The organism is Marinobacter sp. P4B1, from assembly GCF_001447135.1.
Classification (GTDB): Bacteria; Pseudomonadota; Gammaproteobacteria; order Pseudomonadales; family Oleiphilaceae; genus Marinobacter; species Marinobacter vinifirmus.
On sequence record NZ_LLXM01000005.1, the window covers coordinates 202,409 to 228,321 of the forward strand.

25 protein-coding genes are annotated in these 25,913 nt (G+C 60.6%); 7 read left to right on the top strand and 18 right to left on the bottom strand.

The window, feature by feature from the left end:
• Positions 1-5 precede the first annotated feature (5 nt).
• The 11 genes from AQ621_RS02675 to AQ621_RS02725 form a co-directional block, all read right to left on the bottom strand.
• Entirely contained in the window at positions 6-485 is a 480-nt protein-coding gene (locus AQ621_RS02675) for a cytochrome c-type biogenesis protein (RefSeq protein ID WP_058340154.1), read from the bottom strand.
• The gene (locus AQ621_RS02680; protein WP_058340155.1) at positions 485-1,021 is read right to left on the bottom strand and encodes a DsbE family thiol:disulfide interchange protein; all 537 of its coding nucleotides are present in this window, start codon (positions 1,019-1,021) and stop codon (positions 485-487) included. The genes AQ621_RS02675 and AQ621_RS02680 overlap by 1 nt, the downstream gene beginning before the upstream one ends.
• Entirely contained in the window at positions 1,018-3,018 is a 2,001-nt protein-coding gene (locus AQ621_RS02685; RefSeq protein WP_058340156.1) for a heme lyase CcmF/NrfE family subunit, read from the bottom strand. Before AQ621_RS02685 ends, AQ621_RS02680 begins: the two co-directional genes overlap by 4 nt.
• Positions 3,019-3,051: 33 nt before the next feature.
• Positions 3,052-3,528, bottom strand: coding sequence for a cytochrome c maturation protein CcmE (gene ccmE / locus AQ621_RS02690; RefSeq protein ID WP_022988754.1), 477 nt, complete (start codon positions 3,526-3,528; stop codon positions 3,052-3,054).
• A gap of 14 nt (positions 3,529-3,542) precedes the next feature.
• The gene (gene ccmD / locus AQ621_RS02695; RefSeq protein ID WP_022988753.1) at positions 3,543-3,779 is read right to left on the bottom strand and encodes a heme exporter protein CcmD; all 237 of its coding nucleotides are present in this window, start codon (positions 3,777-3,779) and stop codon (positions 3,543-3,545) included.
• A gap of 3 nt (positions 3,780-3,782) precedes the next feature.
• Positions 3,783-4,526: a heme ABC transporter permease CcmC gene (gene ccmC, locus AQ621_RS02700; RefSeq protein ID WP_058340157.1), complete on the bottom strand. Its 744-nt coding sequence runs from the start codon at positions 4,524-4,526 to the stop codon at positions 3,783-3,785.
• Positions 4,527-4,546: 20 nt separating this feature from the next.
• Complete coding sequence (gene ccmB, locus AQ621_RS02705) at positions 4,547-5,272, bottom strand: heme exporter protein CcmB (protein WP_058340158.1); 726 nt, start codon at positions 5,270-5,272, stop codon at positions 4,547-4,549.
• Positions 5,262-5,900, bottom strand: coding sequence for a cytochrome c biogenesis heme-transporting ATPase CcmA (gene ccmA, locus AQ621_RS02710; RefSeq protein ID WP_058340159.1), 639 nt, complete (start codon positions 5,898-5,900; stop codon positions 5,262-5,264). The genes ccmB and ccmA overlap by 11 nt, the downstream gene beginning before the upstream one ends.
• A 126-nt stretch (positions 5,901-6,026) precedes the next feature.
• Positions 6,027-7,127 carry an ATP-binding protein gene (locus AQ621_RS02715; RefSeq protein WP_058340160.1) on the bottom strand — a complete coding sequence of 367 codons (1,101 nt, stop codon included), beginning with the start codon at positions 7,125-7,127 and terminating at the stop codon, positions 6,027-6,029.
• Entirely contained in the window at positions 7,124-9,403 is a 2,280-nt protein-coding gene (locus tag AQ621_RS02720) for an ATPase, T2SS/T4P/T4SS family (protein ID WP_058340161.1), read from the bottom strand. The genes AQ621_RS02715 and AQ621_RS02720 overlap by 4 nt, the downstream gene beginning before the upstream one ends.
• The gene (locus AQ621_RS02725; protein ID WP_058340162.1) at positions 9,400-10,218 is read right to left on the bottom strand and encodes a MinD/ParA family protein; all 819 of its coding nucleotides are present in this window, start codon (positions 10,216-10,218) and stop codon (positions 9,400-9,402) included. The genes AQ621_RS02720 and AQ621_RS02725 overlap by 4 nt, the downstream gene beginning before the upstream one ends.
• 146 nt (positions 10,219-10,364) lie before the next feature.
• On the opposite strand from AQ621_RS02725, the gene upp reads away from it, so the two are divergent.
• A complete protein-coding gene (upp, locus tag AQ621_RS02730) occupies positions 10,365-11,003 on the top strand; it encodes a uracil phosphoribosyltransferase (RefSeq protein WP_058340163.1) in 639 nt (212 codons plus the stop codon).
• A gap of 2 nt (positions 11,004-11,005) precedes the next feature.
• Positions 11,006-12,262 (top strand): uracil-xanthine permease family protein, encoded by a 1,257-nt coding sequence (locus AQ621_RS02735; protein ID WP_058340164.1) that lies wholly within the window; start codon positions 11,006-11,008, stop codon positions 12,260-12,262.
• Here AQ621_RS02735 and AQ621_RS02740 read toward each other — a convergent pair.
• The 3 genes from AQ621_RS02740 to AQ621_RS02750 all read right to left on the bottom strand — a co-directional run bounded on the left by AQ621_RS02740 (position 12,259) and on the right by AQ621_RS02750 (position 15,522).
• On the bottom strand, positions 12,259-12,600 hold the full coding sequence (locus AQ621_RS02740) for an Hpt domain-containing protein (protein WP_058340165.1): 342 nt from the start codon (positions 12,598-12,600) through the stop codon (positions 12,259-12,261). The genes AQ621_RS02735 and AQ621_RS02740 overlap by 4 nt on opposite strands.
• Before the next feature lie 92 nt (positions 12,601-12,692).
• Entirely contained in the window at positions 12,693-14,141 is a 1,449-nt protein-coding gene (locus tag AQ621_RS02745; protein WP_058340166.1) for a sigma-54 dependent transcriptional regulator, read from the bottom strand.
• 22 nt (positions 14,142-14,163) lie between these two features.
• The gene (locus AQ621_RS02750) at positions 14,164-15,522 is read right to left on the bottom strand and encodes a DUF1329 domain-containing protein (RefSeq protein ID WP_058340167.1); all 1,359 of its coding nucleotides are present in this window, start codon (positions 15,520-15,522) and stop codon (positions 14,164-14,166) included.
• 257 nt (positions 15,523-15,779) lie between these two features.
• On the opposite strand from AQ621_RS02750, the gene AQ621_RS02755 reads away from it, so the two are divergent.
• Positions 15,780-16,286, top strand: a complete 507-nt coding sequence (locus AQ621_RS02755) for a DUF6586 family protein (protein WP_058340168.1) — start codon at positions 15,780-15,782, stop codon at positions 16,284-16,286.
• A 55-nt stretch (positions 16,287-16,341) separates the two neighbouring features.
• Complete coding sequence (locus AQ621_RS02760) at positions 16,342-16,614, top strand: hypothetical protein (RefSeq protein WP_022988742.1); 273 nt, start codon at positions 16,342-16,344, stop codon at positions 16,612-16,614.
• Positions 16,615-16,632: 18 nt separating this feature from the next.
• Here AQ621_RS02760 and AQ621_RS02765 read toward each other — a convergent pair whose 3' ends face one another.
• Both AQ621_RS02765 and lexA read right to left on the bottom strand, forming a co-directional pair.
• Positions 16,633-17,124, bottom strand: a complete 492-nt coding sequence (locus AQ621_RS02765) for a cell division inhibitor SulA (RefSeq protein ID WP_058340169.1) — start codon at positions 17,122-17,124, stop codon at positions 16,633-16,635.
• 15 nt (positions 17,125-17,139) lie between these two features.
• Entirely contained in the window at positions 17,140-17,748 is a 609-nt protein-coding gene (gene lexA / locus AQ621_RS02770) for a transcriptional repressor LexA (protein ID WP_036219354.1), read from the bottom strand.
• A gap of 169 nt (positions 17,749-17,917) precedes the next feature.
• On the opposite strand from lexA, the gene AQ621_RS02775 reads away from it, so the two are divergent.
• From AQ621_RS02775 to AQ621_RS02785, 3 genes are read left to right on the top strand one after another with little or no spacing between them, the layout of a single operon-like run.
• On the top strand, positions 17,918-18,919 hold the full coding sequence (locus tag AQ621_RS02775; RefSeq protein ID WP_058340170.1) for an amidoligase family protein: 1,002 nt from the start codon (positions 17,918-17,920) through the stop codon (positions 18,917-18,919).
• Positions 18,912-19,670: a gamma-glutamyl-gamma-aminobutyrate hydrolase family protein gene (locus AQ621_RS02780; protein ID WP_022988739.1), complete on the top strand. Its 759-nt coding sequence runs from the start codon at positions 18,912-18,914 to the stop codon at positions 19,668-19,670. Before AQ621_RS02775 ends, AQ621_RS02780 begins: the two co-directional genes overlap by 8 nt.
• Positions 19,671-19,678: 8 nt before the next feature.
• Positions 19,679-20,374, top strand: coding sequence for an SIMPL domain-containing protein (locus AQ621_RS02785; RefSeq protein WP_227508204.1), 696 nt, complete (start codon positions 19,679-19,681; stop codon positions 20,372-20,374).
• A gap of 6 nt (positions 20,375-20,380) precedes the next feature.
• Here AQ621_RS02785 and AQ621_RS02790 read toward each other — a convergent pair whose 3' ends face one another.
• Together AQ621_RS02790 and AQ621_RS02795 are read right to left on the bottom strand one after the other, a co-directional pair.
• Positions 20,381-24,175: a translocation/assembly module TamB domain-containing protein gene (locus AQ621_RS02790; protein WP_227508205.1), complete on the bottom strand. Its 3,795-nt coding sequence runs from the start codon at positions 24,173-24,175 to the stop codon at positions 20,381-20,383.
• The gene (locus tag AQ621_RS02795; protein WP_058340443.1) at positions 24,172-25,866 is read right to left on the bottom strand and encodes an autotransporter assembly complex protein TamA; all 1,695 of its coding nucleotides are present in this window, start codon (positions 25,864-25,866) and stop codon (positions 24,172-24,174) included. Before AQ621_RS02795 ends, AQ621_RS02790 begins: the two co-directional genes overlap by 4 nt.
• Between the last annotated feature and the right edge of the window lie 47 nt (positions 25,867-25,913).

The following is a 25,913-nucleotide window of genomic DNA, read 5'->3' on the forward strand; positions in this document are numbered from 1 at the left end:
GCGGATCAGCGCTCGGATGGCTGATCCTTATCGGCCAGCATCTGTTCGACCCTGGCTTTTTCTTCGGGGCTGAGCGCCGGTTCCTGCTGGCCCTGTTTGCGCGAGCGCATTACCACGCCAGCCACAATCAGCAAGCCGCCAATCACGGCAATGGCCGGGAACGCCCAGAGGAAAATCGTGCGCTTGTCGACCGGCGGTTTGTACTGCACAAACTCGCCAAAACGGTCCACCAAGGCGCCGACGATTTCATCGTTGGAAGCGCCTTGCTGCATCATCAGGTACACCTCGTCCCGCATATCCTTGGAGATGGGGGCGTTGGAGTCGGCGATATTCTGGTTCTGGCACTTGGGGCAGCGCAGCTCGGCAATCAGGTTCTGGTAACGCTGCTCTTCAGCCCGGGTATCGAAGTCGTAGACCTCCATCACCTCGGCCCGGAGCGGTGAAACCACAAACAGTATGGCCAACAGTAGCGGATAAAAACGCATCAGCTATTTCCCTTTGCCTGATTGAACACGGGCAGCAGGACTTCCTGCCAGACCCGCTCGTTCACCACACCCACGTGGCGGTAAAGCACCACGCCATCGGCGTCGATCACGTAGGTTTCCGGTGCGCCATACACGCCGAGGTCAAAGCCGAGCGTGCCCTGAGGGTCGAAGATGATGGTGTCGTAGGGATTGCCCAGCCGGCCCAGGAAGCTGAACGCAGTTTCACGCTGGTCCTTATAGTTAAGCCCGACGATCCGCACACCCTGCTCTTTTGACAAGTGCATCAGGTATTCGTGTTCATCCCAGCAGGACGGGCACCACTCTGCCCAGACGTTCAGCAGCGACACCTCGCCCTTGAGCACCGACGCATCCAGGGTGTGCTCTGGATCATGCAGGTCCTGGAGCTGGAACTGGGGAACCGGCTTGCCGATCAGGGCAGACTCCAGCCTGGTGGGATCCTTGCCGATACCGGCAAAGAGAAACACCCCGATACCGACCGCAATCAACAACGGAACAAACAGCAGCAGACGCCTCATGACGATGCCTCCGCCGGCTTGCCGGGAGCCGTGTTGCCAGCCTGGGCTTTCTGTTTTTCCTCAGCTTTTACACGAATGCGGTAACGCTTGTCGGCAATGGCCAGGAAGCCGCCGATGGCCATCACCAGGGAACCCAGCCACAACCAGCGTACCAGCGGCTTGTACTGCAGGCGGATGGCCCAGGCGTCGTCGGAAATCCGCTCGCCAATGGCCACAAATACATCCCGGAACAGGCCGGCATCAATATCCGCCTCGGTCATCACGCTCATACCCACCGGGTAGTTACGCTTTTCCGGGTGCAGGTCGGTAACCAGCTTGCCATCCAGGAACACGTTAAAGCTGCCGTACTGGGCGGTGAAATTGGCGCCCTGCCGCTCACCGATGTCGGTGAACACGATTTCGTAATCGCCCACCATGGCGGAGTCACCCGGAGTCATGCGGACATCCCGCTCGACACCGTAATTGGACACCACAGTGGCACCGGCCATCACCATAGCCACACCAAGGTGCCCCAGCACCATGCCCCAATAACTGCGGGACTGGCGTTTGAGGCCATGCAATCGGCCCTGGCGGGAAGCAGACTTGTCCCAGAGGTCCCACAGGGTCGCCACGGCAATCCAGATGGCAGTGAACACACCGGCAAAGGCCCAGGGCGCAAAGCTGCCATAGTTAACCATCACCGCAGCCGTCGCCACCAGGCTGATCGCCAGCGGCCACAACAGTTTACGGGCCAGCATACCGCCGTCGGTTTTCTTCCAGCGGGAGAAGATACCGGCACCCAGCAACAGACCGGTGGCCACGGCCAGCGGGCTGAAGGTGGTGTTAAAGAACGGCTCGCCGATGGACAGCTTGCCGGCATCCAGGTAGTCCAGAACCAGCGGATACAGGGTACCGATGGCCACCAGCAGCGTGGCGGATACCAGCAACACGTTGTTCAGCAGCAGGAAGATCTCACGGGACAGGGAACCGTAACGGGAACGCACGTGCACCACGGGTGCCCTGAACGCGTAGAGCAGCAGGCTGCCCACTACCGTAATACCCAGCAGCATCAGCAGGAAGCTGCCCCGCTCCGGGTCAGAAGCGAAGGCATGTACCGAGGTGAGAACACCGGAACGCACCAGGAAGGTGCCCAGCAGGCTCAGTGCGAAGGTGACGATGGCCAGCAGTACCGTCCAGCTCTTGAACACGCCACGCTTTTCCGTCACCGCCAGCGAGTGCATCAGGGCTGTACCGGACAGCCACGGCAGCAGGGAGGCGTTTTCAACCGGGTCCCAGAACCACCAGCCGCCCCAGCCAAGTTCGTAGTAGGCCCACCAGCTGCCCAGGGCAATACCGATGGTCAGGAACGACCAGGCAACGGTTGTCCAGGGCCGGGACCAGCGGGCCCAGGCCGCATCCAGGCGACCGTTGATCAGGGCGGCAATAGCAAAGGCAAAGGCCACCGAGAAGCCCACATAGCCCATGTACAACATGGGTGGGTGCATGATCAGGCCGATGTCCTGCAGCAGCGGGTTCAGGTCCTGGCCGTCCGCCGGTACGTTCGGCAGCAAGCGGTCAAACGGGTTGGAGGTAACGATGATAAACAGGAAGAAGCCGACACAGACCATGCCCATAACCGCCAGCACCTGGGACACCATGGTCGACGGAAGCTTGCGGCTGAAGATGGCCACGGCCAGGGTCCAGCCGGTGAGCATCAGGATCCACAACAGCAGTGAGCCTTCGTGGCCACCCCACACCGCACTGAACTTGTAATACCAGGGCAGCATGCTGTTGCTGTTGTTGGCCACGTAGGCCACGGAGAAATCGTCTACCAGGAAGGCGTGGGTCAGGATGGCAAAGGCCAGGCCGGTAAACACAAACATGCCCGACGCCAGGGGCCGGGCAAACGCCTGCAGACTGTCACGCCCGGTGAGCGCACCGGCCAACGGGACGACGGCAAGAAGCACCGAGAGCAACAGCGCGAGTATCAGTGCAAGCTGTCCGAGTTCCGGATACATCAGAAATCTCCAAGGTCAGTCATGATTCGGGGCTCAGTAAGCCGCGCTTTCTGCAGCTTTCTCTGCGTTCGCCTTGTTCAGGCCCTTGGATGATTTCTCCAGGGCATCGGCTACTTCCGGCGGCATATAGTTTTCATCGTGCTTGGCCAGAACCTGGTCTGCCACAAACAGGCCTTCTTCGTTCAGTCGACCCATGGCCACCACGCCCTGCCCTTCTGCGAACAGGTCCGGCAGGATGCCTACGTACTGCACCGGCACAGACGCGGCATAATCCGTCACCCGGAAGTTCACCTTCAGGCTTTCGGTATCACGTATCACGCTGCCTTCTTCCACCATGCCGCCGGCACGGATGCGTACATCAACCGGGGCATTGCCGGCAGAGATTTCTGTCGGGTCGTAGAACAGGTTGATGTTCTGGCGCAGTGCATAGGTCGTCAGGCCCACCGCCAGCGCAATGCCGGCAACCAGGAAGGCAAGAATGGTCAGTCTTTTTTTGCGGATCGGATGCATGGGTTACCTGCTGTTCAGTCCTGGGAAACTTCAACTCGGGTGAAAGTGGCCGCCGCTTTCGGGCGGGCGCTGTCTTTGCTTCCCTGCTGCTGTTCTAGCCTGCGCCTGCAGGAATCGTATACGGCACGGTTGCGGCGTGCAGACCAGATCATCAGCCCGCCCAGCAACACAACAAATACGGCGTAGCACGCCCACACATAGGGGCCGTGCCCTTCCATGGCAATAAATGCGGAGAACGAATCGAATGCCATTGGTTATTTCCTTCCCGCCAGAACAAGTTCTCTGACCCAGCGCGTACGCTGCTCCCGCAACAGGATCTCGGTTTTCATTCGCAGACAGGCCAGCCAGCCAAACAACAGGTACAGGCCAAGCACTGAAAGCAGCAACGGCACCCACATTTCCATCGGCATGGAGGGCTTTTCAGTCAACTTGAAGGTGGCCGGCTGATGCAGTGTATTCCACCAGTCCACCGAATATTTGATGATAGGGATATTTACTACCCCCACCAGTACCAGCACCGCCACGGCCCGGGCGGCAGATTTCTCGTCGTTGATGGCACGGTCCAGTGCGATGGCGCCACCGTACAGGAACAGGAGAATGAGCATGGAGGTCAGGCGAGCGTCCCACACCCACCAGGTGCCCCAGGTGGGCTTACCCCATACGGCTCCGGTAAACAGCGACAGGAAGGTGAGCACCAGCCCCACCGGCGCGATGGCTTTGACAAACACGTCCGCCAGTTTCATGCGCCAGACCAGGGTGACCACGGCAGCCACCGCCATCATTATGTAGATTGACTGGGCCAGGAACGCTGCCGGCACATGGATAAAGATGATCCGGTAGCTGTTGCCCTGCAGGTAATCCTTCGGCGCAAACGCCAGACCCCACACCAGGCCGGCCAGCAGCACGATCAGCCCGCCCGCCAGCAGCCAGGGCATGAAGCGGTTAGCGATGCCGTAAAACCACTTGGGGGAACCCAATTTGTGAAACCATTGCCACATCAGTTGGTCACCGTCTTTTTTTAACTGTTAGACATGCTGATTCGCAGCGCGGCGGCGGCTGCAAATGGCGCCAGGGTCAGCGCCAGTACCAGGAATGCCCCCATCAATGCGAGATAACCGGCCACGGGCGCGCCCTCGGCTGCTGCCGCCACGGTCCCGGTACCGAAAATAAGCACGGGAATGTACAGTGGAATGATCAGCAGTGACAAGAGCACACCGGCAGATCGTAACCCCAGTGTCAACGCCGCGCCGATGGCACCAATCAGGCTCAGTACCGGGGTACCGATCAGCAGCGTTAGACACAGAATTGCCACAGAGTTCCCGTCCAGGTGCACCATTATTCCCAACACTGGCGTAAGCAATACCAGCGGCAGGCCGGTGAGTATCCAGTGGGCCAGTGTCTTGGCCAGGATCAGCAGAAACAGGGGCTGTGGCTGTAATATCAATTGCTCCAGGGTGCCATCATCAAAGTCGTGCCGGAACAGGTGGTCCAGCGACAGCAGCACCGACAACAGGGCCGCTACCCAGAGAATACCGGCACCGGACTGCTTGAGAAATGCCACTTCAGGGCTAACCCCTAACGGAAAGAGGGTTACCACCATAATAAAGAACAGCAGCGGGTTGAGCAGATCCTGGCGCTGCCGGAAGGCGACCCGGACATCCCGCATGAAGACTGCCGCCATGGCCTGCACCGGGCCGATGGCACTCTCTACCGGTTTCAACGCCGGCCGGGATTCAGCATTCATCACTCTGCCCTCCCCCCAGTGTAATGCGCTTCATTCCGGGCAACTGCAGGTCGTGGTGGGTCGTCACCAGCACCGCACCGCCTTCTGCAGCCCGCTGCTGCAATAATTCTTCAATGGCTTTGACGCCATCCGCATCAATCGCCGTGAACACTTCATCCAGCAGCCACAAGGGTTCGTCTGCAATCAACAGGCGCGCCAGTGCCACCCGGCGCTGCTGGCCGGCGGACAGGTTGCGACAGGGTACATTCTCGAAGCCCGCCAGTCCTGTTCCCGCCAGTGCCTGCGACAATATGTCGTCGCTGACGGTGCGGCGGCCAGCCATCAGGGCCCGAAGGTTTTCCATGGGAGTGAGCAGGGGTTTGATGCCGGGGCGGTGCCCAAGGTACAGCATGTTGCGCAGGAAGGATTCACGGTGCCAGGCCCGGGGTTCGCCACACCAGAGCAATTCACCTGACCAGGCGTCGTTCAAACCGGCAAGGATTCTGAGCAGGGTGGTTTTGCCGGTGCCGTTGGGGCCTTCAATACGGGTAACGGTACCCGGCATTACCGAGAAACTGAGATTCTGGAACAACAGGCGCTCGTCGCGCTCACATTCGAGATTTACAGCCTGTAATAACGGCTCGGACATCGGGGCCCCGTCTGCAGAGCGAAGGACGCCGCGCGGGCATCCGGTGAATGAGTGCGCATTATAACGAATGCGACACCGGATTACCCATGCGTGACGTCAAATACCGACGCACTCCGGCACCCTAACTTATTGAATCAGGGTGCGCAGTGCCCAAACCTGCTGCCAGTGATCACCCTTGCGCGAGGCGACCGCAGTTTCGAAGTAATGCTTCAGGCGCCGGCGGTCATCCGGCTGGTCTTTCAGGGCCGAACCGATGATGTGATGCATCAGGTGTTCGATGGTCATGGTACCACCACCGTAATACCAGGCATTGAGGCTCGCCGCATGGGCCACGGAAACCGCCTCGGCCGTCGACAGCGCCGCACCGGCCAGCCGGTCGGTGCTCCGGCCGTCCAGGGTCTGGCCGTTACGGAGCTCATGGAACAGGGTTACCAGGACTTCCACCACCTTTTCATCCAGCGCTACGTCTATGCCGGCGCGCTGGTTGGCCTTGTGCACTTCCCGCAGCACCACGTCCATTTCATCGGCCAGCAGGCGGATCGGGCGAATTTCCTCGAAGTCCATCCGGCGCTTGAGGGCGGCACTCATCTGGTGCACCCCTTCATCCACGCTGTTGGAGGTGGCCACCAGGTTGAAACCTTCCTGGGCGAGAATCACCCCGTCTTCGCCCAGCTCGGGAATAACCACTACCCGGTCTGACAGCACAGACAGCATGGCATCCTGCAGGGCCTGGGGGCAGCGGGCGATTTCCTCGAACCGCACCAGCCGGCCTTCCATCATGCCCCGCAACAGGGGCGTGGGCACCAGGGCCCGGCGCGTAGGGCCTTCGCTGTGCAACAGTGCGTCGTTCCAGCTGTACAACAACTGGCTGACCTGGCTGATGGCGCCGCCTTGTAACGTGAGGGTCGAATTGCCCGAGATGGCAGCACACAGCAGCTCTGACAACCAGGACTTAGCGGTACCTGGCTCACCTACCAACAGACAGCCCCGGTTGGTACACAGGGAAATGATAATACGGGTGACCATGGCCCGGTCTGCCACGAACTTGCGCTCGATACCGAGTTTTTCGTCGCCCACCAGGAACTTCTCCACCGCCCGGGGCGACATCTTCCAGCCCGGCGGCACCGGCCCCTGATCCATAGCGACCAGCTTGTCGAGCTCTTCCCGGTAGGTGACTTCCGCTGGCTCCCGCTGGGCCGCTTTTACCGTTGTTTTGGTGTTGTTCATCCGTTACTCCTTCGACCACCACGGACTTCCGGTGCCATGCGCTCCCTGGGCAGGATACGCGGCAATTCAGACAGCGGGATCAAGCCTTCAATCACATGGTCCAGTGCACTATCGCGCATGGTAATCAGTCCGGCATCCAGCGCCCGCCAACGCAACTCACCGATCGGCGGCTGGCTGGAAATGGCGTTCCGGATGTCCGAATCCACTTCCATGTACTCAACGATGGCCACCCGGCCATGGGTGCCCCGTCCGTTGCACTTGTCGCAGCCCTCCCCTTCGAAACAGCGGAAATCTGCAGGTGCCCCGTTCGGGAAGACCTCGGCCAGAATCGCCGGATCCGCCTCGGCCGGTTTGCGACAATGCTTGCAGATACGCTTGGCCAGTCGCTGGGCAATCACTGCCAGCAATTCGCCGGCAATGGAGTTGGGATGAATGCCCAGGTCGTACAGACGCTGCAGGGAATCCACCGCATCGTTACAGTGCAGGGTTGAAAGCACCACGTGGCCGGTCTGGGAGGCCCGGATGGCTTCCAGGGCGGTTTCCTGGTCCCGGATTTCACCCACCAGGATCACATCCGGGTCTTCCCGGACGAAAGCCCGCATGGCGTCCGCAAAACTGAAACCGATTTCGGTACGCACCCGGGTTTGCTGGATGTTGTCGATGGAGTACTCGATAGGATCTTCCACCGTAATCACCTTGCGCCGGCCATCGTCCGCCAGCGTCTGCAAACCGGCATAAAGCGTGGTGGACTTACCGGAGCCGGTCGGCCCCACCACCAGCACCAGGCCCGCGGGGTTATCCAGCAAGCGCTCATAGCGGGCGCCGATCGCCGGCGACATACCCAGCTCGGCAATGGTCATGGCCCGACCGGTTTGTGGCAGCAGGCGGATAACGGCGTTCTCGCCGTGCAGCGAGGGCTGGGTCTGGATCCGCAGGTCGTAGGACGTATTACCCAGTTGCAGCCGGGAACGGCCGCCCTGGGGCAGCCGGTGCTCGGCGATGTTCAGCTCCGCCCGCAGCTTGATAACGTTGATAACGCCCCGGATTTCCCGGGCCGAGAGCTGATACTGGGGCAAGTCGTGCAGGTCGCCATCTACCCGCAGGCGGATGCGCACCCGGTTCTCGTACTGCTCGATGTGGATGTCACTGGCCTTCTCGCTGACGGCATCCAGCAGGATGGCCTCGTAGACCGACACCAGGTACGGGCTGATGCTCCTGGAGTTATCCTTGCCCAACAAATCCTTGCTGGCCCCGGATTCCGACGGTTTTTCCCCGGCATTCGCACCCTGCTCTGCCACAAAGCGGCTGCCTTTGACCGTCAGGTCCAGGGCCGACCAGATACGCCGGAAATCCGTGGGGGTAACCAGCATGCAGACAATGCGGTGCTTTGGGGTCAACCGTTCGAGCTGGTCGGTACGGGCGTCCGGATCATCAGTGACAACAGTCAGCGTGCTGTCCTCTTCCGACACCGGAATCAGCCGCGACAAATCCAGGAAGGTGCGGGAGAAGCGCCGGAACAATTCCACGTTCAGGCTGTTGAGCACCTCGTCACCGTCGGTGAATTTCATGCCCCGCTGCTGGGCCACAGACCGGTACAGGCCGATCTCTTCCAGGTTCAGTTTGCGGCGCACCACATCCAGGACCCGGTCGTTGCCGGCAGCGGCTTCGATTCGGGCCTGGGACAGCACTGCATCGCTCACCAGCCCCAGGTCGATCAGGATCTGCTCTGAGTTCCGGTTGAAGTCGACCCAGCCAAGGGTGCGAACCCGCTCCAGCTGGCCACCCGTGTTTCGGAACATCGCCAGGCTGGGCACCGGGCCGGCGCGCCCCTCCAGGCAAAGGATATGGCCATCCCGCTTCACGCAGGGCAACAGGAGTGCCGGATCTTTGATAAACGTTGTGCACAGCACCATGTCGCAGAGTTCATCGACCTCGATACCGGCATCGGCAGACACCTGCATAACGTCCACATTATGCAGGCTGCACTGGAAGAACCGTTCCCGGGCCTTTTCCGCCAGCACCGGGTTCTTGTCGACGTAGATCACCCGGCGGGCCAGCCGCGCCAGCACGGCCGTCAGATAGCCGGAACCCCCACCCACGTGCATAACCACCTGGTGGCTGTCGATTTCCGGCATCAGCCCCAGCAGATGGCGGACGGTTTCTTCCCGGGGAATGGAATGGCCGGTAATGGATGGCGCGAGATCCGCACCGGAAACAAAATCCTGGCGGGATACCGCCAGCAGGGCCTCATGGGCACGGGAATACAGTTGTTTCATTCAACGGCTCCAACCAGACGCTCCACAAAGAATTCAAGATGCCCCCCGGGAGCAGAGGGTAAAGGCCAGCTTTCCACTTTTTCTGCCAGTGCCCGCATGGCGAGGGACGCCCTTGCCTTGGGGTAGGCTTCCATAAACGCCTTTTGCCGTTGCACGGCCTTGCGCACGGCGTCGTCACTGGGAATGGCTCCACTGTAGTGTAGCCCCGCATCCAGGAAACGACCGGTGACTCTGGTCAGTTTTTCAAACAGTTGGGTGCCTTCCCTATCGTTGCGCACCTGGTTGGCCAGCACCCGGAAACGGCTGGTGCCGTAATCGCGGTGCATCATGCGGATCAGGGCGTAGGCATCGGCAATAGAAGTCGGCTCGTCGCACAATACCAGCAGAATCTCCTGGGCAGCCCGCAAAAACGCCAATACCGAGTCGGATACGCCGGCTGAGGTATCGATGATCAATACGTCGGTCTGGTCGCCCAGATCACTGAAGGCGTGGATGAGCCCGGCGTGCTGGGCCGCAGTCAGGCGGGTCATGGCCAGGCTGCCGGACGCAGACGGTGCCACCCGGATACCACCGGGGCCGTCTACCAGAATGTCTTCCAGGGAGCACTGGCCGTCCAGCACGTGCTGAAGGTTATGGTGGACCGTAAGCCCCAGCAGCACATCCAGGTTACCCAACCCCAGGCCGGCGTCGAGCACCAGCACACGTCGGCCCCGTTCGGCCAGTGCGATGCCAAGGTTAACGGCTATGTTGCTTTTCCCTACTCCACCCTTGCCGCTGGACACGGCAATTACCTGAACCGGACGGGGTTTATTCATGATTGTTATGGTTCTCTGAAAAACTTGCTGCGCGGCCTGTTCATGGCCCTCTGAGTGCCTGACTCGGAGCTAAAGATACGGTATCCTTGCGCCATTTATTTCAAGCAAATCCACGCCAGATTATCCGAACACACAGGTGACCACAAATGCCAATCCACGAAGTAAAGCATCCCCTGATCCAGCACAAACTTGGCCTGATGCGCCGGGCAGACATCAGCACCAAGAATTTTCGTGAACTGGCCCAGGAAGTTGGCGCCCTGTTGACCTACGAGGCAACCAAGGATTTCAGCCTGCAGGAGAAGACCATTGATGGCTGGGCAGGCCCGGTCACCGTTGAGCAGATTCACGGCAAGAAAATTACCATCGTGCCGATTCTGCGGGCAGGCCTGGGCATGCTGGACGGCGTGCTGAGCCTGATTCCGGTCGCAAGGGTAAGCGTGGTTGGCCAGATCCGTAACGAAACCACCCTGGAAGCGGAAACCTACCTGGAAAAACTGGTGGGCGAGCTGGACCAGCGCATGGCCCTGATCATCGATCCGATGCTGGCTACCGGTGGCTCGATGATTTCCACCATCGACCTGCTCAAGAAGGCTGGCAGCACCGAAATCCGTGCCCTGGTGCTGGTAGCCGCCCCGGAAGGCGTGGAAAAAGTCCTGGAGAAACACCCGGACGTTTCCATCTACACCGCTTCGGTTGACGAACGCCTGAACGAGAAAGGCTACATCCTGCCGGGCCTGGGCGATGCCGGCGACAAGATCTTCGGCACCAAGCAGAAGGACGTCTGAGTATGCAGGACCATAGCAACGACCCGGTCTGGAAGCAGGCTCTGGCCGGCTCCCAGATGCTGCTGGTGGCCTTCGGCGCCCTGGTGCTGATGCCGCTGATTACCGGGCTGGATCCGAACGTGGCCCTGTTCACGGCGGGTATCGGCACCCTGATCTTCCACGTGGTGACCGGAGGCCAGATCCCGATCTTCCTGGCATCTTCCTTTGCGTTTATCGCCCCGATCATTGCCGCCAAGGGCCGGTTCGGGCTGGAAGAAACCCTCGGCGGCCTGATGGCGGCAGGTATCCTGTACATCATCCTGTCCGGCGCGGTTCGCCTGCGCGGCACCGGGTTTGTCACCCGCCTGCTGCCGCCGGTGGTGATCGCCCCGGTGATCATGACCATCGGCCTGGGCCTGGCCCCGCTGGCCGTGCATATGGCCTCTGGCCGCACCGGTGACGGTGCCGCAGAGCTGGTGCCCTACAACACGGCCATCTGGATTGCGATGATTTCCCTGACCGTGACCATTGTGATGTCAGTCTGGGCCAAGGGCATCTTCCGGCTGGTGCCGATCATGTTCGGCGTAATTGTGGGCTATGTGCTGTCCTGGTTTGCCGGCATTGTCGACACCACCGCCATCGAGCAGGCGGCCTGGTTCTCGGTGCCGAATTTCGTCGCACCCGCGTTCAGCTGGGGCGCCATCCTGTTCATGATTCCGGTGGCCATTGCCCCGGCCATTGAGCACATTGGCGATGTACTGGCGATCGGCAACGTCACCCGCAAGAACTACCTGGAAAAGCCCGGCCTGCACCGCACCCTGCTGGGCGACGGCCTGGCCACCAGTGCTGCGTCTATGCTGGGCGGGCCGCCTAACACCACCTACTCGGAAGTCACCGGCGCAGTCATGCTGACCCGCAACTTCAATCCGAAAGTGATGTGGTGGGCGGCCGTTGTCGCCATTGTCCTGGCCTTTGTGGGCAAGTTCGGCGCCGCGCTGCAGACGATTCCTGTGCCGGTCATGGGCGGCATTCTGTGCCTGCTGTTCGGGTCGATCGCCGTGGTGGGCCTGAACACCCTGATCCGCCACCAGGTGGACCTGTCTCAGTCCCGTAACCTGGTGATTGTGGGTGTTACCCTGGTATTCGGCATTGGCAACATGGTGCTTGGGCAGCTGGAAGGGATCGCCCTGTGTGCCGTGGTGGCGATTATCCTGAACCTGGTCCTGCCAGGCGAGAAAGAAGCCTGGGGCCGCAAGATCTACGAAAGCAAAAACGATTAACCGAAGTTCTCGAGGCGCTGCTGCACCTCCCGGAACTCCGTGTAAATCTGCTCCAGTACGGCCGGAGCCTGTTCCAGTGCTCCGGCCTTACCCAGCTTCTCCGCTTCAAAGCACACCTGCCCAAGCCGGGGCGCACCAATATTGATGCTGCTGCCCTTGAAACTGTGGGCGGTCTTGGCAAAAACGTCCGGATTATTCTCTGACAGCGCCTGCTCAAGGCTTTCGATGCGGCTCCTGGAGTCGGCCAGATAGGTCTGGATCAGGACATCAAACTCTTCTTCCATGACATCCTTCAGTTCAGCCAGCGCCTCTTCATCAAGATGCGGTTTGTCGTTCATCGGTCAACTCCCTGTCGTGCGCATATCCCGATACTTTCTCAGAAAGGCCGCCGAAATCAAAGCCCCGCAGGTAAACACGGAGCGCTTTGGCGTCAGGAGGACGGGGTTTCTTCCCGCAGGCCGTACTTGCGCACCTTCTCTACCAGTGTGGTACGGCGGATACGCAGTTTCTCTGCAGCCCGTGCCACCACGCCCCCGGTTTCATTGAGGGCCTGCTCGATCAGTTGCTTCTCGAGATTGGCCAGGTAGTCCTTGAGGTCAATGCCGTTAACCGGCAGCAGTACCGGCCCGTCCAGCCCCACCAGGCCGGGAATGGCAGACGGCAAGCCCTGATCTTCCGGCGCCCGGTGTTCGTCGTGGTCATCCAGGTAGCGGAACTTCCGGGGCAGCTCCTGAACACCAATCACGCCGTAGGGGTACATAATGGCCAGCCGCTCCACCAGGTTGGCCAGCTCCCGCACGTTGCCCGGCCAGTCATGGCGGCACAGGCTCATGATGGCAGCCGAGTTCAGCCGCAGGGAGCCGCGTTTTTCCTTTTCCATACGGGAGATCAGTTCGTTGATCAGCAGGGGAATATCTTCGACCCGATCACGCAGGGCGGGCATATCGATGGGAAAAACATTCAACCGGTAGTACAGGTCTTCACGGAAGCGGCCGGCTTCGATCGGCTGTTCGAGATTCTTGTCTGCCGCCGCAATAATCCGCACGTTGGTGGGCCGGGAGCGATTACTGCCGATGCGTTCGAAGTTGCCATCCTGCACCAGCCTAAGCACCTTCACCTGGGTGTTCAGGGGCAGCTCGCTGACATCATCCAGGAACAAGGTTCCGCCGTTGGCCAGTTCACAGCGTCCGGCCCGCTCGGTGATGGCACCGGGAAAGGCTCCCTGTTCATAGCCAAACAGCTCGCCTTCAAGCAGCTCCGCCGGTATGGCGCTGCAGTTTACCGGCACGAAGGGCTGGTCGCGACGGTCGGAATGGTAGTGCAGGTTGCGGGCAACCACCTCCTTGCCGGTTCCGGACTCTCCGGTGATCAGCACGCTGACGTCCCGGTCGGCGACCTGCTCCATCAGATCCCGCACCTGCTGTATGCGACGGCTGGTGCCCACCAGGCTGCGAAACAGCTGGACACCCCGCTGGTGCCCGCGGCCATTGCCCTGGTCAAACTGGGAACGGTACACCTGGGCCCGGTGCAGGGAATCGACAAACTTGGCGTAATTCAGGGGCCATTCAAGGCGGGCGATAATGCGACTGGCGAGATCCCTGGGCAGGTCGGCGGCCTCGGGCCCGCCGGCCAGCAACACCGGCAAAGCCGGGGAGATGCGGGCAAGCTCCTGAAGGCTATCCTGCACGGCCTGGCCATCACCTGCCACCACGGCCACGGAGAAACCCTCCGGCTGATCCTCCCCGTCTCGAAATTGCGCTGCCACTGACAGGTCGTCAGCAGCCACCGGGCCTTCACCCAGAAATTCCAGGATAGTAACAAGATCCCGGCGCAGGCCGGGATCTTCACTCACTACCAGTACTTTATTGTTGTTGGGCATTAACCGGTATCTCTGTCAGGTATCAGCGTCGTGCTGCCCGCCGTGCCGCCGAGGCGGTAAATTCATTACCCCGGAAGCCCGGATCGAAATCGTAGGCCGGGTAACCGTTATCCAGGCCATCAATGTAATAACGCTGCGCTTTGAGGTCGTAGGTCATTTCCATGGTGGTCCAGAGCACCGGCACACTGTAGTAGCTGATGTTGTGGGCTTCCGACACGCGCCACAGCTCACCCTCTTCGTTGTACTCTTCAGAGGCCATGATTTGCCAGCTATCTTCATCAATGTAGAACACCCTGCGATCGTAGATATGGCCAATACCAACGCGGCGCTTGGCTTCCACTACCCAGACCCGGTGCAACTCGTAGCGGGTCAGCTCCTGGTTGATGTGGTTCGGGCGAATCACATCCGAGGGGCGAATGTTGTCGTCATGTAGCTTGTACGCATTGTACGGCACAAGCAGTTCCCGCTTGCCTTTCAGCTCCCAGTCGTACTGGTTGGGGGCACCGTTGTACATGTCTTTCTGGTCAACGGAACGCAGCGACGAGGAGTTGGGCAGATCTGTCTCGTAGGCCAGGTTCGGTGACCGGCGCAAACGCCGTGAACCGGAATCATACCGCCATGCCAGCCTCGGTGAACGGACCTGGTCCAAAGTTTCGTGCACCAGTGTGATGGTGCCGGCCAGGGTGCTGGGCGCGATGGTCTCGGTTTTCAGGTAGAAGATCTTGTTGTCGATATCTGCCAGTTCGGCGCCAATCCGGCTGTAGGCAAAGTAGTAATCGTACTGGTTAACCACTTCGTTGTAGGCGCCATCCCGCTGGGGCGTGGCGGAAGCACTGCGGAACGAGACCTCTTCACCCCGATAACGGAGAATGTGGTTCCAGATCGCCTCAAGCCCGCTCTGGGGAATGGGAAACGGACTGGTCATGATGGTATTGCGCACGCCGTTGCCGTTATCCAGCAGCTCTGCGCTCAAGGCATTCTCGAAAGACTTTTCGTAGACATGCCCGGGGAAGGCTGCAGTCCGGCGCGTCTGGTAAACCGGCATAAAGAATTCCGGCCCGTACTGTTCCAGCATCCGGATATGGCCATCCGACAGCACATCACGGTACTGGTCCATGTTATCGCGAGTAACGGTATAAAGCGGCTTGTCTTCCGGGAACGGATCAATCTCCTTGGTTCCCTCTCGCCAGTTTGCCGGTGGTGTTGCCAGGCCACCGTTCCAGGCCGGAATAGTGCCTTCGGCATTACCGGCGCGTTCGGCACCGACCGGTGTGAGCTCATTGTTCAACCGCTCTGCTTCGGCAGGTGAAACCTTTGCCACAACGGATCCGGACAACCCCATTACTGCTGCGGTAACCGCCGCAACCAACTGGTTTCGCATCCCTCAACCTCCATTCTGAATGGTCGGGCGATCGACCTTCGCCCGAATTGGGGCCTTTTTGCCAGTTTCAAACGCCCGTTTCAAGTGAAGGTTTGTAGTTTCTTGTGAACAGGCACCTGTATCAACAGCAACCATCAAAGGGGAGGAAATGGGTGGACAAAAATGATACTATTAGCCGCTTGGCCTGATGGATATAGAAGGGTGTGGTCTTCAGGCGGGCAACTGATCATCCGGCACTGCATGTGGGCAGGTATTGCATGGCTTCAACGTGGTATTCACTGGTTTCACAAAAACTGTACCTGGCCCAGGTACTGATCCGGGAATTTGACCAGCCAACAACCAGCAATGCTGCCAGCACCGGACTGCCGGCAGCCGTGATCGGAGAAGCCCGGTCCCAGGCAGTGGCAGAAGTCCTGCTGCGAGCCCGCGACGTACTGCTGACGATGGTCGCAAGGCTGCACCAGAAAAAGACGGAAACGCCGCACAGCCTGGCCGAGTTAAAGGCACTGTTCGACTACGACGTGGCGGAAGTCGAAACTCTCGACAGCCTCGCGCAGCAGCGGGACAGCTGGTGGAACCACCTGGTTCAGCTGGACAAGGCCCTGGGCCAACCACCGGCGCAGAAAAAGACGGTCTCTGCCGACAACATTATTGCGGTAGCCGCAGAAGAAGGCCCGGACCGCTCCCTGCAGGCACTGGAACAGACCAGGGCAGCCATGGCCATTTTTGCAAGGGAACTCGAAGAGCGGCACGGCGAGTGGTAACAGCCCTGACCACGACTGCACCGAAACAACCCGAATGACGACAAAGGTTTAACGAATGTCACCATCGTTTTTTGAAATTGTACAACTCTCTGACGGCGACTACGCGTTGCGCCGGATAGACGATGATGCCGCCCCACTGGTGCGCATTTCTTTTTCCGAAGAAGCCCGGGAAATGATGGAGAACCGGGATATGAACGTGGCCAAGGCCATGATTGCTGCAGGCATTGAAGCCGCCGGCAATATCGACTACGACATGGGCCATGACATGGACTGGGATGAAGAAGACGGCGACGCGATCGACCCCCAGCCCAGCTATACCCTGCATTGACCGATACTGCGCCAGCCCTCAGCGCTGGCGCAAAATCACCCCGTGACTGTTGCCTTTCGCAGAAGCCTTTTGCAGTGAATCGAAGGCGGCGCGCCCCAGCTTGTTGGTCCAGAGCACTACCGCATGACAGGTACCTGCGCCCAGGGCGCGCTCTGCCAGCTGCTGGGCCGGGTATTCCGCGGTTGAACGCAGCACCAGGATCTCGTTCGCCACAATGCCGTGCATCTTCTGCCACTTGGCCACCAGCGCCTGGGGCGGATCAATCCACGCCAGCCAGCGCTTTTCCTGGTTCAGCTGGGTGAGCATGGGCAATAACAGCTGAAAGTTCTCTACCTGTCCTTCCGGCAGGATAATCTCCGTCACATTGCCGCCCAGGCCCGAATGACCCGCTGCCGAACCACCTGCAGGCCGGCGCATGCTTGCCGGGCGCTGGCCCGCAGAGATCGCTTGCGCCGGTGCCACTGCGGCCGGATGAAACGCCATGTTCTGATTGAAGCTCAACTGTTCCATAACTCACCTGCCTGTTCAGTGAAGATCGGAGCGCCGGATTACACCCACACCAAGACCTTCGATAAACAATTCCTGCTCACTCAGATCCACTTCGATAGGAGCAAACTCTTCGTTCTCCGCAATCAGCCAGACCCTTGAGCCTTCACGGCGGTAGCGTTTAACGGTAACTTCCTCGCCCACCCTGGCCACGACTACCTGGCCATTGTGAACATCCTGGGTGCGATGCACCGCCAGCAGGTCGCCATCCAGGATGCCGATATCCTTCATACTCATACCCCGAACCCGCAGCAGGTAATCTGCAGAGGGCGAGAAGAAGTCGGGCTTGAGGGTGCAGTGGTCTTCCACATGCTCCTGCGCCAGGATCGGGCTACCCGCTGCTACCTGACCAATGACCGGCAACCCCAGATCCGGCTCAGCCTCCGGCAGGCGAATACCGCGGCTGGCGCCCGGCACCATCTCGATCGCACCTTTGCGAGCCAGCGCCCTGAGATGCTCTTCCGCCGCATTGGCCGAGCGGAAACCCAGCTCGGCAGCGATTTCTGCGCGAGTGGGCGGATAACCGGTTTCATCCAGATATCGCCGGATAATATCCAGCACCTGGGACTGTCGGGCGGTCAGCTTCATGCTTTTTCTCCGGGGTTGTTCGTCCTGGTTTTTTATACAGTGATTTGACTATATACAGTGTTTTATCCAGTGTAAAGTCCCTGTGCAGTTTCTTTCCTTTGGGTAACGGGACACGGCGCAAGCCTGTGTTAAGGTGACCTGAAACGAAGCAAGGGGATGCAAACACTCCATGAACGCAGCCAATCGTTGCAAGATGCCGGAAAGACTGAAAAACCACGAAGGTGAAGAACGCCGCGCAGGGGTCGAAATCGAGCTTTCGGGGCTCGGTTACGAACAACTGGTGCAGCATGCGGCCCGCTTGCTCGGCGGATCGCCGGAGCTGACCTCACGCTACGTGACCGCACTGGACACCGAACATGGCCGCTTTACCATCGAACTGGACTCCGATCCCATCAAGGAGCTGGACCTGGACGACGAACGCCTGCCGCAATCCATCCGGGAGCTTGGCAGCCATGCCATGGATGTGATCGACTTTGCTGCCGAGAAGGTCGTTCCGCTTGAGATTGTCGGCCCGCCACTGGCGTTCTCGAAACTGGAGCTGATCGAAACCCTGATGGATGAGCTACGGGAACTGGGCGCCGAAGGTAGCCGTGAAGCCATCTACTTTGCCTTTGGCCTTCAGCTGAACCCGGAATTGCCGGACCTGGAACCCGCTACCCTGATAGCCTACCTGCAAGCCTTTGCTGCCCTTTACGACTGGCTTAAAGCCCGGCACCAGCTGGATATCAGCCGTAAGTTCACCACCTATATCGAACCCTGGAGCAGCCGGTATACCGAGAAGCTGATGGCGGATGACTATCGCCCGGATTTGGAAACCCTGATGCGGGATTACCTGCACTACAACCCCACCCGCAACAAGGCCCTGGACCTGCTGCCGCTGTTCGCCCATCTCGACAAGGAACTGCTGGCAGGCTACGTGAAGGACCCCAGGATCAAGAGCCGCCCTACCCTGCATTATCGTCTGCCGGACTGCGACATCGACAACCCGCGCTGGCATTTCTCCACGGTGTGGAATGACTGGGTGGTACTGGAGCAGCTGGCCGCACATCCGGAAGACCTGGCCGATCTACGCAGCCGGTTCCGGGAGGCCCAGAAGTTCAGCTTCCACAACCTCACCCACTCCTGGCGTGAGACCACGGACAACTGGCTGAAACAACACGGTTATGTCTGATTATCAGGGCAACGACATGCCGATGGCAGAAGAGCTGCCGGAGAAACCGGGGCTGACTATCGGCATCAGTGGCCCGGTGCGAAGAAGCCTGGCGCACCGGCTGATCAACCTGGCCCTGCGCCTGCACGGTGCCAACACCCATTACATTCGCCCCGGCAGTCATACCGATGTGTCCCTGCTGGACGGGCTGGTGCTGTCCGGCGGCACCCACGTACACCCGGAGCTTTACGGGCAACAGCCCCAGGTAACGGCCCGGTACGATCGCAAGCGGGATTCCACCGATCACCGGCTGCTGGTTCAGGCCGAAGCCATCAATATTCCGGTGCTGGGCATTTGCCGGGGCGCACAGTTTATCAATGTGTTCCACGGCGGCACCCTGTGCCAGAACGTAACTCCGCTGCGGGAACATACCCGCCACCGGCCTCTGTTGCTGCCCCTGCAAACCGTACAACTGGTGAAAGACAGCCGGCTGGGCCGGTTGATGCCTGCCACGGTGATTGGCGCCAACCGAATTCACAGCCAGGCCATCAAACGGCTGGGCCGGAACCTGCGGGTAACGGCGCTGGATAACGACCGGTTCGTACAGGCCATTGAAAACACCGGAGCCCAGTGGCTGATGGGCGTGCAATGGCATCCGGAATACCTGCTTTACCACACCGGGCACCGGCACATTTTCAGCCACTTTGTGCACGCCGCCCGGGGCAGAAAACTGGAAAGACTGGAAAGCCGATATTCGGCCTTTGATCAATAAGGAGTTTGATGATGGTATCGTTGAAACACCCCCTGGCACTGACCGCCGCCCTGTTAGCGACTGCGGCCGTGCCCCTGACTGCCAATGCCGGCGAAGCCAGCCTGACCGGTGAAGGCGTGGTGCGTTACAACCCGGACAGCGCCCGCCTGCAGTTCTCCGTTTCTGCGGAACACAGGCAACCGCAAAAGGCTTCCGCCCAGGTAGCCGACACCATGGACAAGTGGCGTAGCGCCATCAAAAACTGGCGAGACCAGTTGCAGGACTACTCCGACGCGGATGTAAACCTGTATACACGCACCCTGCCGGTTCAGGAGAAAGGCAAGGAGCCGGAACGGGTCTCCGTCGCCAGCCAGACCGTGAGCTTCTCGATCAATGACCTGGAACTGCTGAACCCGCTGCTGGAGCAGGCCAATAAACTGGGCCTCCAGTACAACCTTGGCAGCCACCAGTTTTTCCATTCCGACGAGCAGGGGCTTGAGCAGCAGGCGCTGGCCCGGGCCATCGAGGACGCCCGAAACCGCTGCCAGTTCGTGGCGGAGCAGCTGGACAAAACCTGCGGCGAGGTGGTGTCTATCAACATCAATGGTGGGCACCGGCCCGTTCCGATGATGATGGCAGAAGCCAAGTCCGCCCGGGATACCGTCTCGAGCGTGGGCCCCCGTGAGATTCAGTCCAGCGTGAGCGCCACCTTCGAACTGGACTGAACCGGGTCAGAAATTGCGGGTATAGAAGATATCGAGGGAGGCCGCCAGCCCGCTGGCCGCTTCCAGATAGAAATACTTGCCCAGGTCATAGCGCAGCGCCACGGTCGTGATTGGCTCGAAAATACCCACCCCGTAGCGCAGGCTGAGCTCGTCGGTAATGTAACCACTGGCCACTACGGCAGACTGGTCGCCAGAGCCTTCCGCTTCCAGGGTCAGGTTACGAATACCCAACTCGTCTCCGATACTCTGGGTTATACCGCTGGCCTGGTTCAGCCCCAGCGAAATCGCCGCCCGGCTCATCTGGCCTTCATCGCCCTGACTCTGGGGTGCCCGGCCAAGAATAATGTAAGACAGTGCATCACTCTGGGGCATGGACGGCTCCGAGAACACTTCTGTGGTCGGCGCGTTCACCGGCCCGCTCAGGCGAATACCCGCCACAACGGTATCGACGGTGCGCACGGCTTCCACATCCAGGTATGGCTCGGCCAGTGACCCCACAAAGATTATCCGAGCCCGGCGCAGGTCCAGGTCTTGCCCGAAGGCTTCGTAGCGACCGTCCACCAACTGCAGGGTGCCGCGGGTATCCATGTTGTTGCCAATGCGAAGGGTGCCCTCCAGGTTGCCGGTCACATCAAAGGCATTGAAGGATACTTCGTCTTCGCCCACCACGACGGTGATATCCATCAGCATGGTGCGAATGGCGGGCTCTTCCTGTTCGACACCGACAATGACTTCGTCCTCGGATACCGAAACCGCCGATGGCGGCAGGCCCTTGATTTCGATATCACCCCGGGGCACATCCACCCGGCCTGACACCGCCAGCTCACCGGCGCGGAAAGCAATGGTCAGATCCGGGCCCACTTCTACCCGGGCATAGGGCTCGACCGAAACCGGCAGCCGCTCGCCGCTGATATTCAGCTGGACTTCAGGTTCATCCTGCCAGTCCAGGTAACCGCCCAGCTCGCCACTGCTGCGATCGTTACTCTTCCAACGGCCGCTGATGTCGGCCCGGCTGCCCAGAAATTCCAGAACCAGCACGATATCTTCCATGGGCAGCGGCAGGCCCGGGTCGAACACCCGGCCGTCGGTGAGCGCCAGTTCTCCTTGCACCTGGGGCCGGAACAGCGGCCCAGACAAACTCCCCTGACCATTGACCTCGCCGGCCACCTCTTCAATGCCGGCAAAGGCCGACAGGAAAGCCAGGTTCAGATCTTTCAGGTTGAAGCGGCCATCGATGGGCCGGCTTTCGGTATTCGGGTCCACCGCCAGTTCCAGGTCAAAGCTGCCCAGTTCGGGGCCCCGGAGCGCCATGGCCAGTTCTGCGGATTCAGGCTTCAGCCGGGCTTCCAGGGTCAGGGATTCATGCTGCAGGGTTTCCCATTCATCCAGGATCAGGAATTCGAAGGCCCCGCCGCCAGCATCAAGACTGATCAGGCCATCCGGGCCCTGTTCGGTGAGTGCCAGGTCAATGTCTGCGTTCAGGGACGCCTGCCAGCGGAAGGTTTCCGGGAACAACGGCGCCAGCGCCTGCATGGGGAACTGGCGAATCTGATAGGCGATCCGGGTATCCGGCAGCAGCTGCTGGTCTTCAGCACACACCGAGCTGGCCTGCCAGCGCCAGCAGTGGGCGCCAAACAACACTTCGCCGTCAGCCGTGTAATCCAGGCTTGCCGGCGCTTCCAGCCGCCAGGTTTGCTCCGGGCCGGGCACATCGATTTCGCCCCGGGCCAAGGCGCCCTGCCAGCTGTTCCAGGCTTCACCCAGGGCGCCGGCGAACGTCAGCGCCACCGAGGCTTCCGGGTGCTGCACAGTCAACGCCAGCTGGTGATCCGCCCGGGTACCATCAAGGTCTGCAGTCACCGCAGCCAGTTCCTGCCCAGCTACACGCAACGCTTCTGCGTTCAGGCTGGCATCCAGCACACCGCCACTGGCAAGGCTGGCATCCAGCTCCATGTTTTCAATGCGCAGCAGGTCCTGCCATTCGAATTCACTGGCATCAAGCGTCACTTTGCCCGTGGGATCCTGCGCCGAGCCCGCCAGGTCCACCCTGGCCGAGAAGCGACCGGCCAGGCCGGGCAGCAGACGGTCCGGCTGCGGCAGGTTCACAGTCAGGCCCGCGCCCAGGCTCTCACCGTAGCGCCCCTCGCCTTCTATCCGGTTCTCCGCTATCGCCACCAGCAGATCCTGCACGCGCCAGTCGGTGCCGTCGCTGCTAAGTTTACCCCGGGCGGTGGCCGGCTCCTGCTGCCAGCGACCTTTCAGGTCCCAGTCGGCGGTCATTACCGGCAGGCTGTCCGGCACCAGCCGGCCCTCGGAATTGACCTCACCGTTGAGGCTGGCTTCCAGCACCGGCACCCAGTAGCCAGGGTTGAACTGATCCAGCAGCAGCCGGGCCTGCCAGGCCAGCTGATCCGCGAAGGCCAGTTCGGCATCGCCGGTCAGGGAACCTGCCCCGGTGGTCATATCCAGCTGTGTGATGCGAACCGCTTCCAGGTCCCCGGTCAGGGCTGCGGTAAGCTCCGCATCGCCTTGCGGACCGCTCACCGCCGCCTGTAAATCGGCGTTGTAGTTGCCATCGTTGTACTCAACATTCCCTTCCAGCCGGTTCACGGCAACCGGTGGCGGCTCCAGCCCGGGAATCAGTCCGAACCAGGGGAAACGGTCAAGGACCAGGTCGGCCTCTGCCTGCAGGCCACCAGACCAGCTCGCGCTGCCCTGAACTTCCAGGGTGCCCGGAGCGTCGGGCTGTTCGCCAGAGGGCGCACTGGCCGCCGGCCCGGTCATGGTCAGGACCAGGTTGTCGACACCACCGGTTGTGACCAGGCCCCTGATGACGGTTTCGATGGTGCCGGTTGTACCGGGAAGGTTGGCACTGGTACGGGTACGGAAGCCGTTGGCAAGGGAACCGTCCAGCGACACCACCCAGTTTTCCAGGGTCAGGGTTTCCGGCAGGGTGTCGTAGGCCAGGAAGCTCTCTGACTCAATGGTGAGCGCCGCCGGCAACTGCGCTGCCAGCGGCTGCACGGTGCCGTTCAATTGTGCATTCAGGTAGCCGCTGCTGGTTCCGGATACCCGAAGATCCCGCACGCTGCCGGCCAGGTTGGCCGCGATCGTCCAGCTGTCTCCGCTCGGGGGTGGCAACTGTGCCGTAACATCGAGATCCACCGGCCAATCCCGGCGCATTTCAGCGCGGCCACTGGCAGTCACCCGGATCTCGCCCAGCTGGTACAGGGCGTGGTTTACGGTAAGGCTGGCGCCGGATGCTTCACTGCGCAGCTCCACCTTGTCCCAGATGGGGCTGCCGTTCAGCTTAAACGGCCCCAGTTGTACATCACCCACCACCAACGCCACCGGCAGGTTGATAGCGGGCAGGCTGATGTCACCCCGTTCTGTGTCTTCCGCGGTATCAGAGGGCTGAACCGTGACATCGATCTGTTCGGCTTTCAGGGTATCCAGGCACAGGGTCTTTTCGAACAGGCAGCTGGGAGACCAGTCCACTTCCGGCGCCAGCAACAGTACTTCCACGCCATAGCCGCGCCATTCCAGCCGTTCCGCCTGCCACTGGCCCAGCAGGGAACCCTGGTCCGCCTCGGTTTGCAGCCCGGGAATCTGGTCGATGGTCCAGGCTGTGCCGGTATCGGTCAGCAGCGCCAGCAAAACAATAGCCACCAGCACCAAGGGCAACAGCAACACCAGCAACACAATCACCAGCGGCCAGAACCACCAGCGTTTGTGTCGGGGCGGTCTGGCTGGCGCTACGCCATGCTCCGGCTGCGGAGGTGTCTGATTCGTTTCGGTCACAGTTCCGGCCCCATGGAGAAGTGAATCCGCCAGCCGCCGCCGAACTGGTCATCCATACCCTTGGCCACATCCAGGCGCAAAGGGCCCACCGGGCTCACCCAGCGAATGCCCATACCCACGCCGGTGGCCAGGGGATCAAAGACATCATCCACGGCGTTACCCTCATCAATAAAGGCCGCCACACGCCAGTTGCGGACAAACTCATACTGGTATTCGGCGCTTCCCACCACCATGTAACGGCCACCGATAACGACATCATCCGAGTCTTTGGGTGCCAGGGTTTCATAGCCGTAGCCGCGAACGCTCTGGTCGCCACCGGCGAAGAAGCGCAACGAAGGCGGAACATCCCGGAAGCTGTTGGTGGCCACGCCACCGAAATTGAAGCGGGCGAGAAAGCGGTGCTTGCCGGCCAGGGTATAGAGCCCCTTGGCCAGGAAGTTCACATGCAGGATATCGGCATCCGAAATCACCGCCCGATGGGCCCCGGTCACGTCGAACTGAAGGCGATACCCCCGGGACGGGTCGAGCGGCGAGTTGGCGTGCAGCTTGGAATAACTGACACCCGGCAATAACAGGCTGGAGTTACCCTGCTCTTCCTCACCAATATTGAAGCGCTCCCCTTCCCAGCGCATGGACAATATCTGCATCCAGCCGTTGTCCAGCTGGTGGCTCCACTGCTGGCCAAAGGTGAGCCGTTCAGACTCCACATCTTCAATATGCTCGCGCTGATAACCGGAGGTCAGGCGGATGGCATCCGTCATGGGCGGGTCCAGCGGCAGCTCGTACCAGCCGCTCACGCTCTGGCGTAACTCGGACAGTTCGGTGTCGGCGCCCCGGCGGTGCCCCATGGGATTAATGTAGTGTTCCCGCCAGTTACCCCGGAACCGGGGGCCGACGTCTGTCGAAAAGCCAACACCGGCGGCCACGGAGCGCGGCGGCCGGGGCGTCAGGGCGATATCGACAGGGATTACCCGGTCCTCTGCCTTTGACGGCGCGGCATCTACATCCACCCCGGAGAAATAGCCACTGTTGGACAAGTCGTTACTGAGTTTTGCCACTTCATCGGCATGGAACGGAATACCGGACTCGAAAGTAACAAACTGCTCCAGCAGGTTCTGTTCGAACTCGTGGCCTTCCAGAAAGGTGACCTTGCCCAGCCGGTAGCGTTCGCCGGATTGGTACTCCAGGGTGATGTCAGCGGCGTTTTTGGCGGGATCCACTTCCAGCCGGCGGGTCAGGAATTCGCCATCGAAATAGCCCAGCCTATTGGCCGTGTTCTGGATAGACTGGCGCAGGGCATCGTACCGGCCATGGTGCAGCACATCGCCTTGTGCAGGCGTTTTCGGGAGGTTCTGCCGGAAGTCTTCCTGTGCACCATCCGGCCCTTCGATCATCACATTGCGGGAGCGGATAAGCACCGGCTCGCCGGGAATGAGGGTAAGCACCAGCTCCGCCGGTTCATCGCCGGCTTCTTCTACTTTCCAGCGTACCTCGGGACTGTAATAGCCCAGCGCCCGGGCCGCCTCTTTCACCTGGGCAATGGCGGTGTTGGCGTAACGGCGCAAGCCATCGGCAGTGCGGCCTTCCACTTCGCCAACAAAGATCTGGGCGTTGTCCTGGAGGTTATCCACATCGCCCTCGACCTCCACCCGAACCTGGCTGGCGAATACGGCAGGGGTAAGTACCAGCATCACCAGGCCCGGGCTGATGGTGGCAAGGCGTTGTAAGGTTCTGGCTA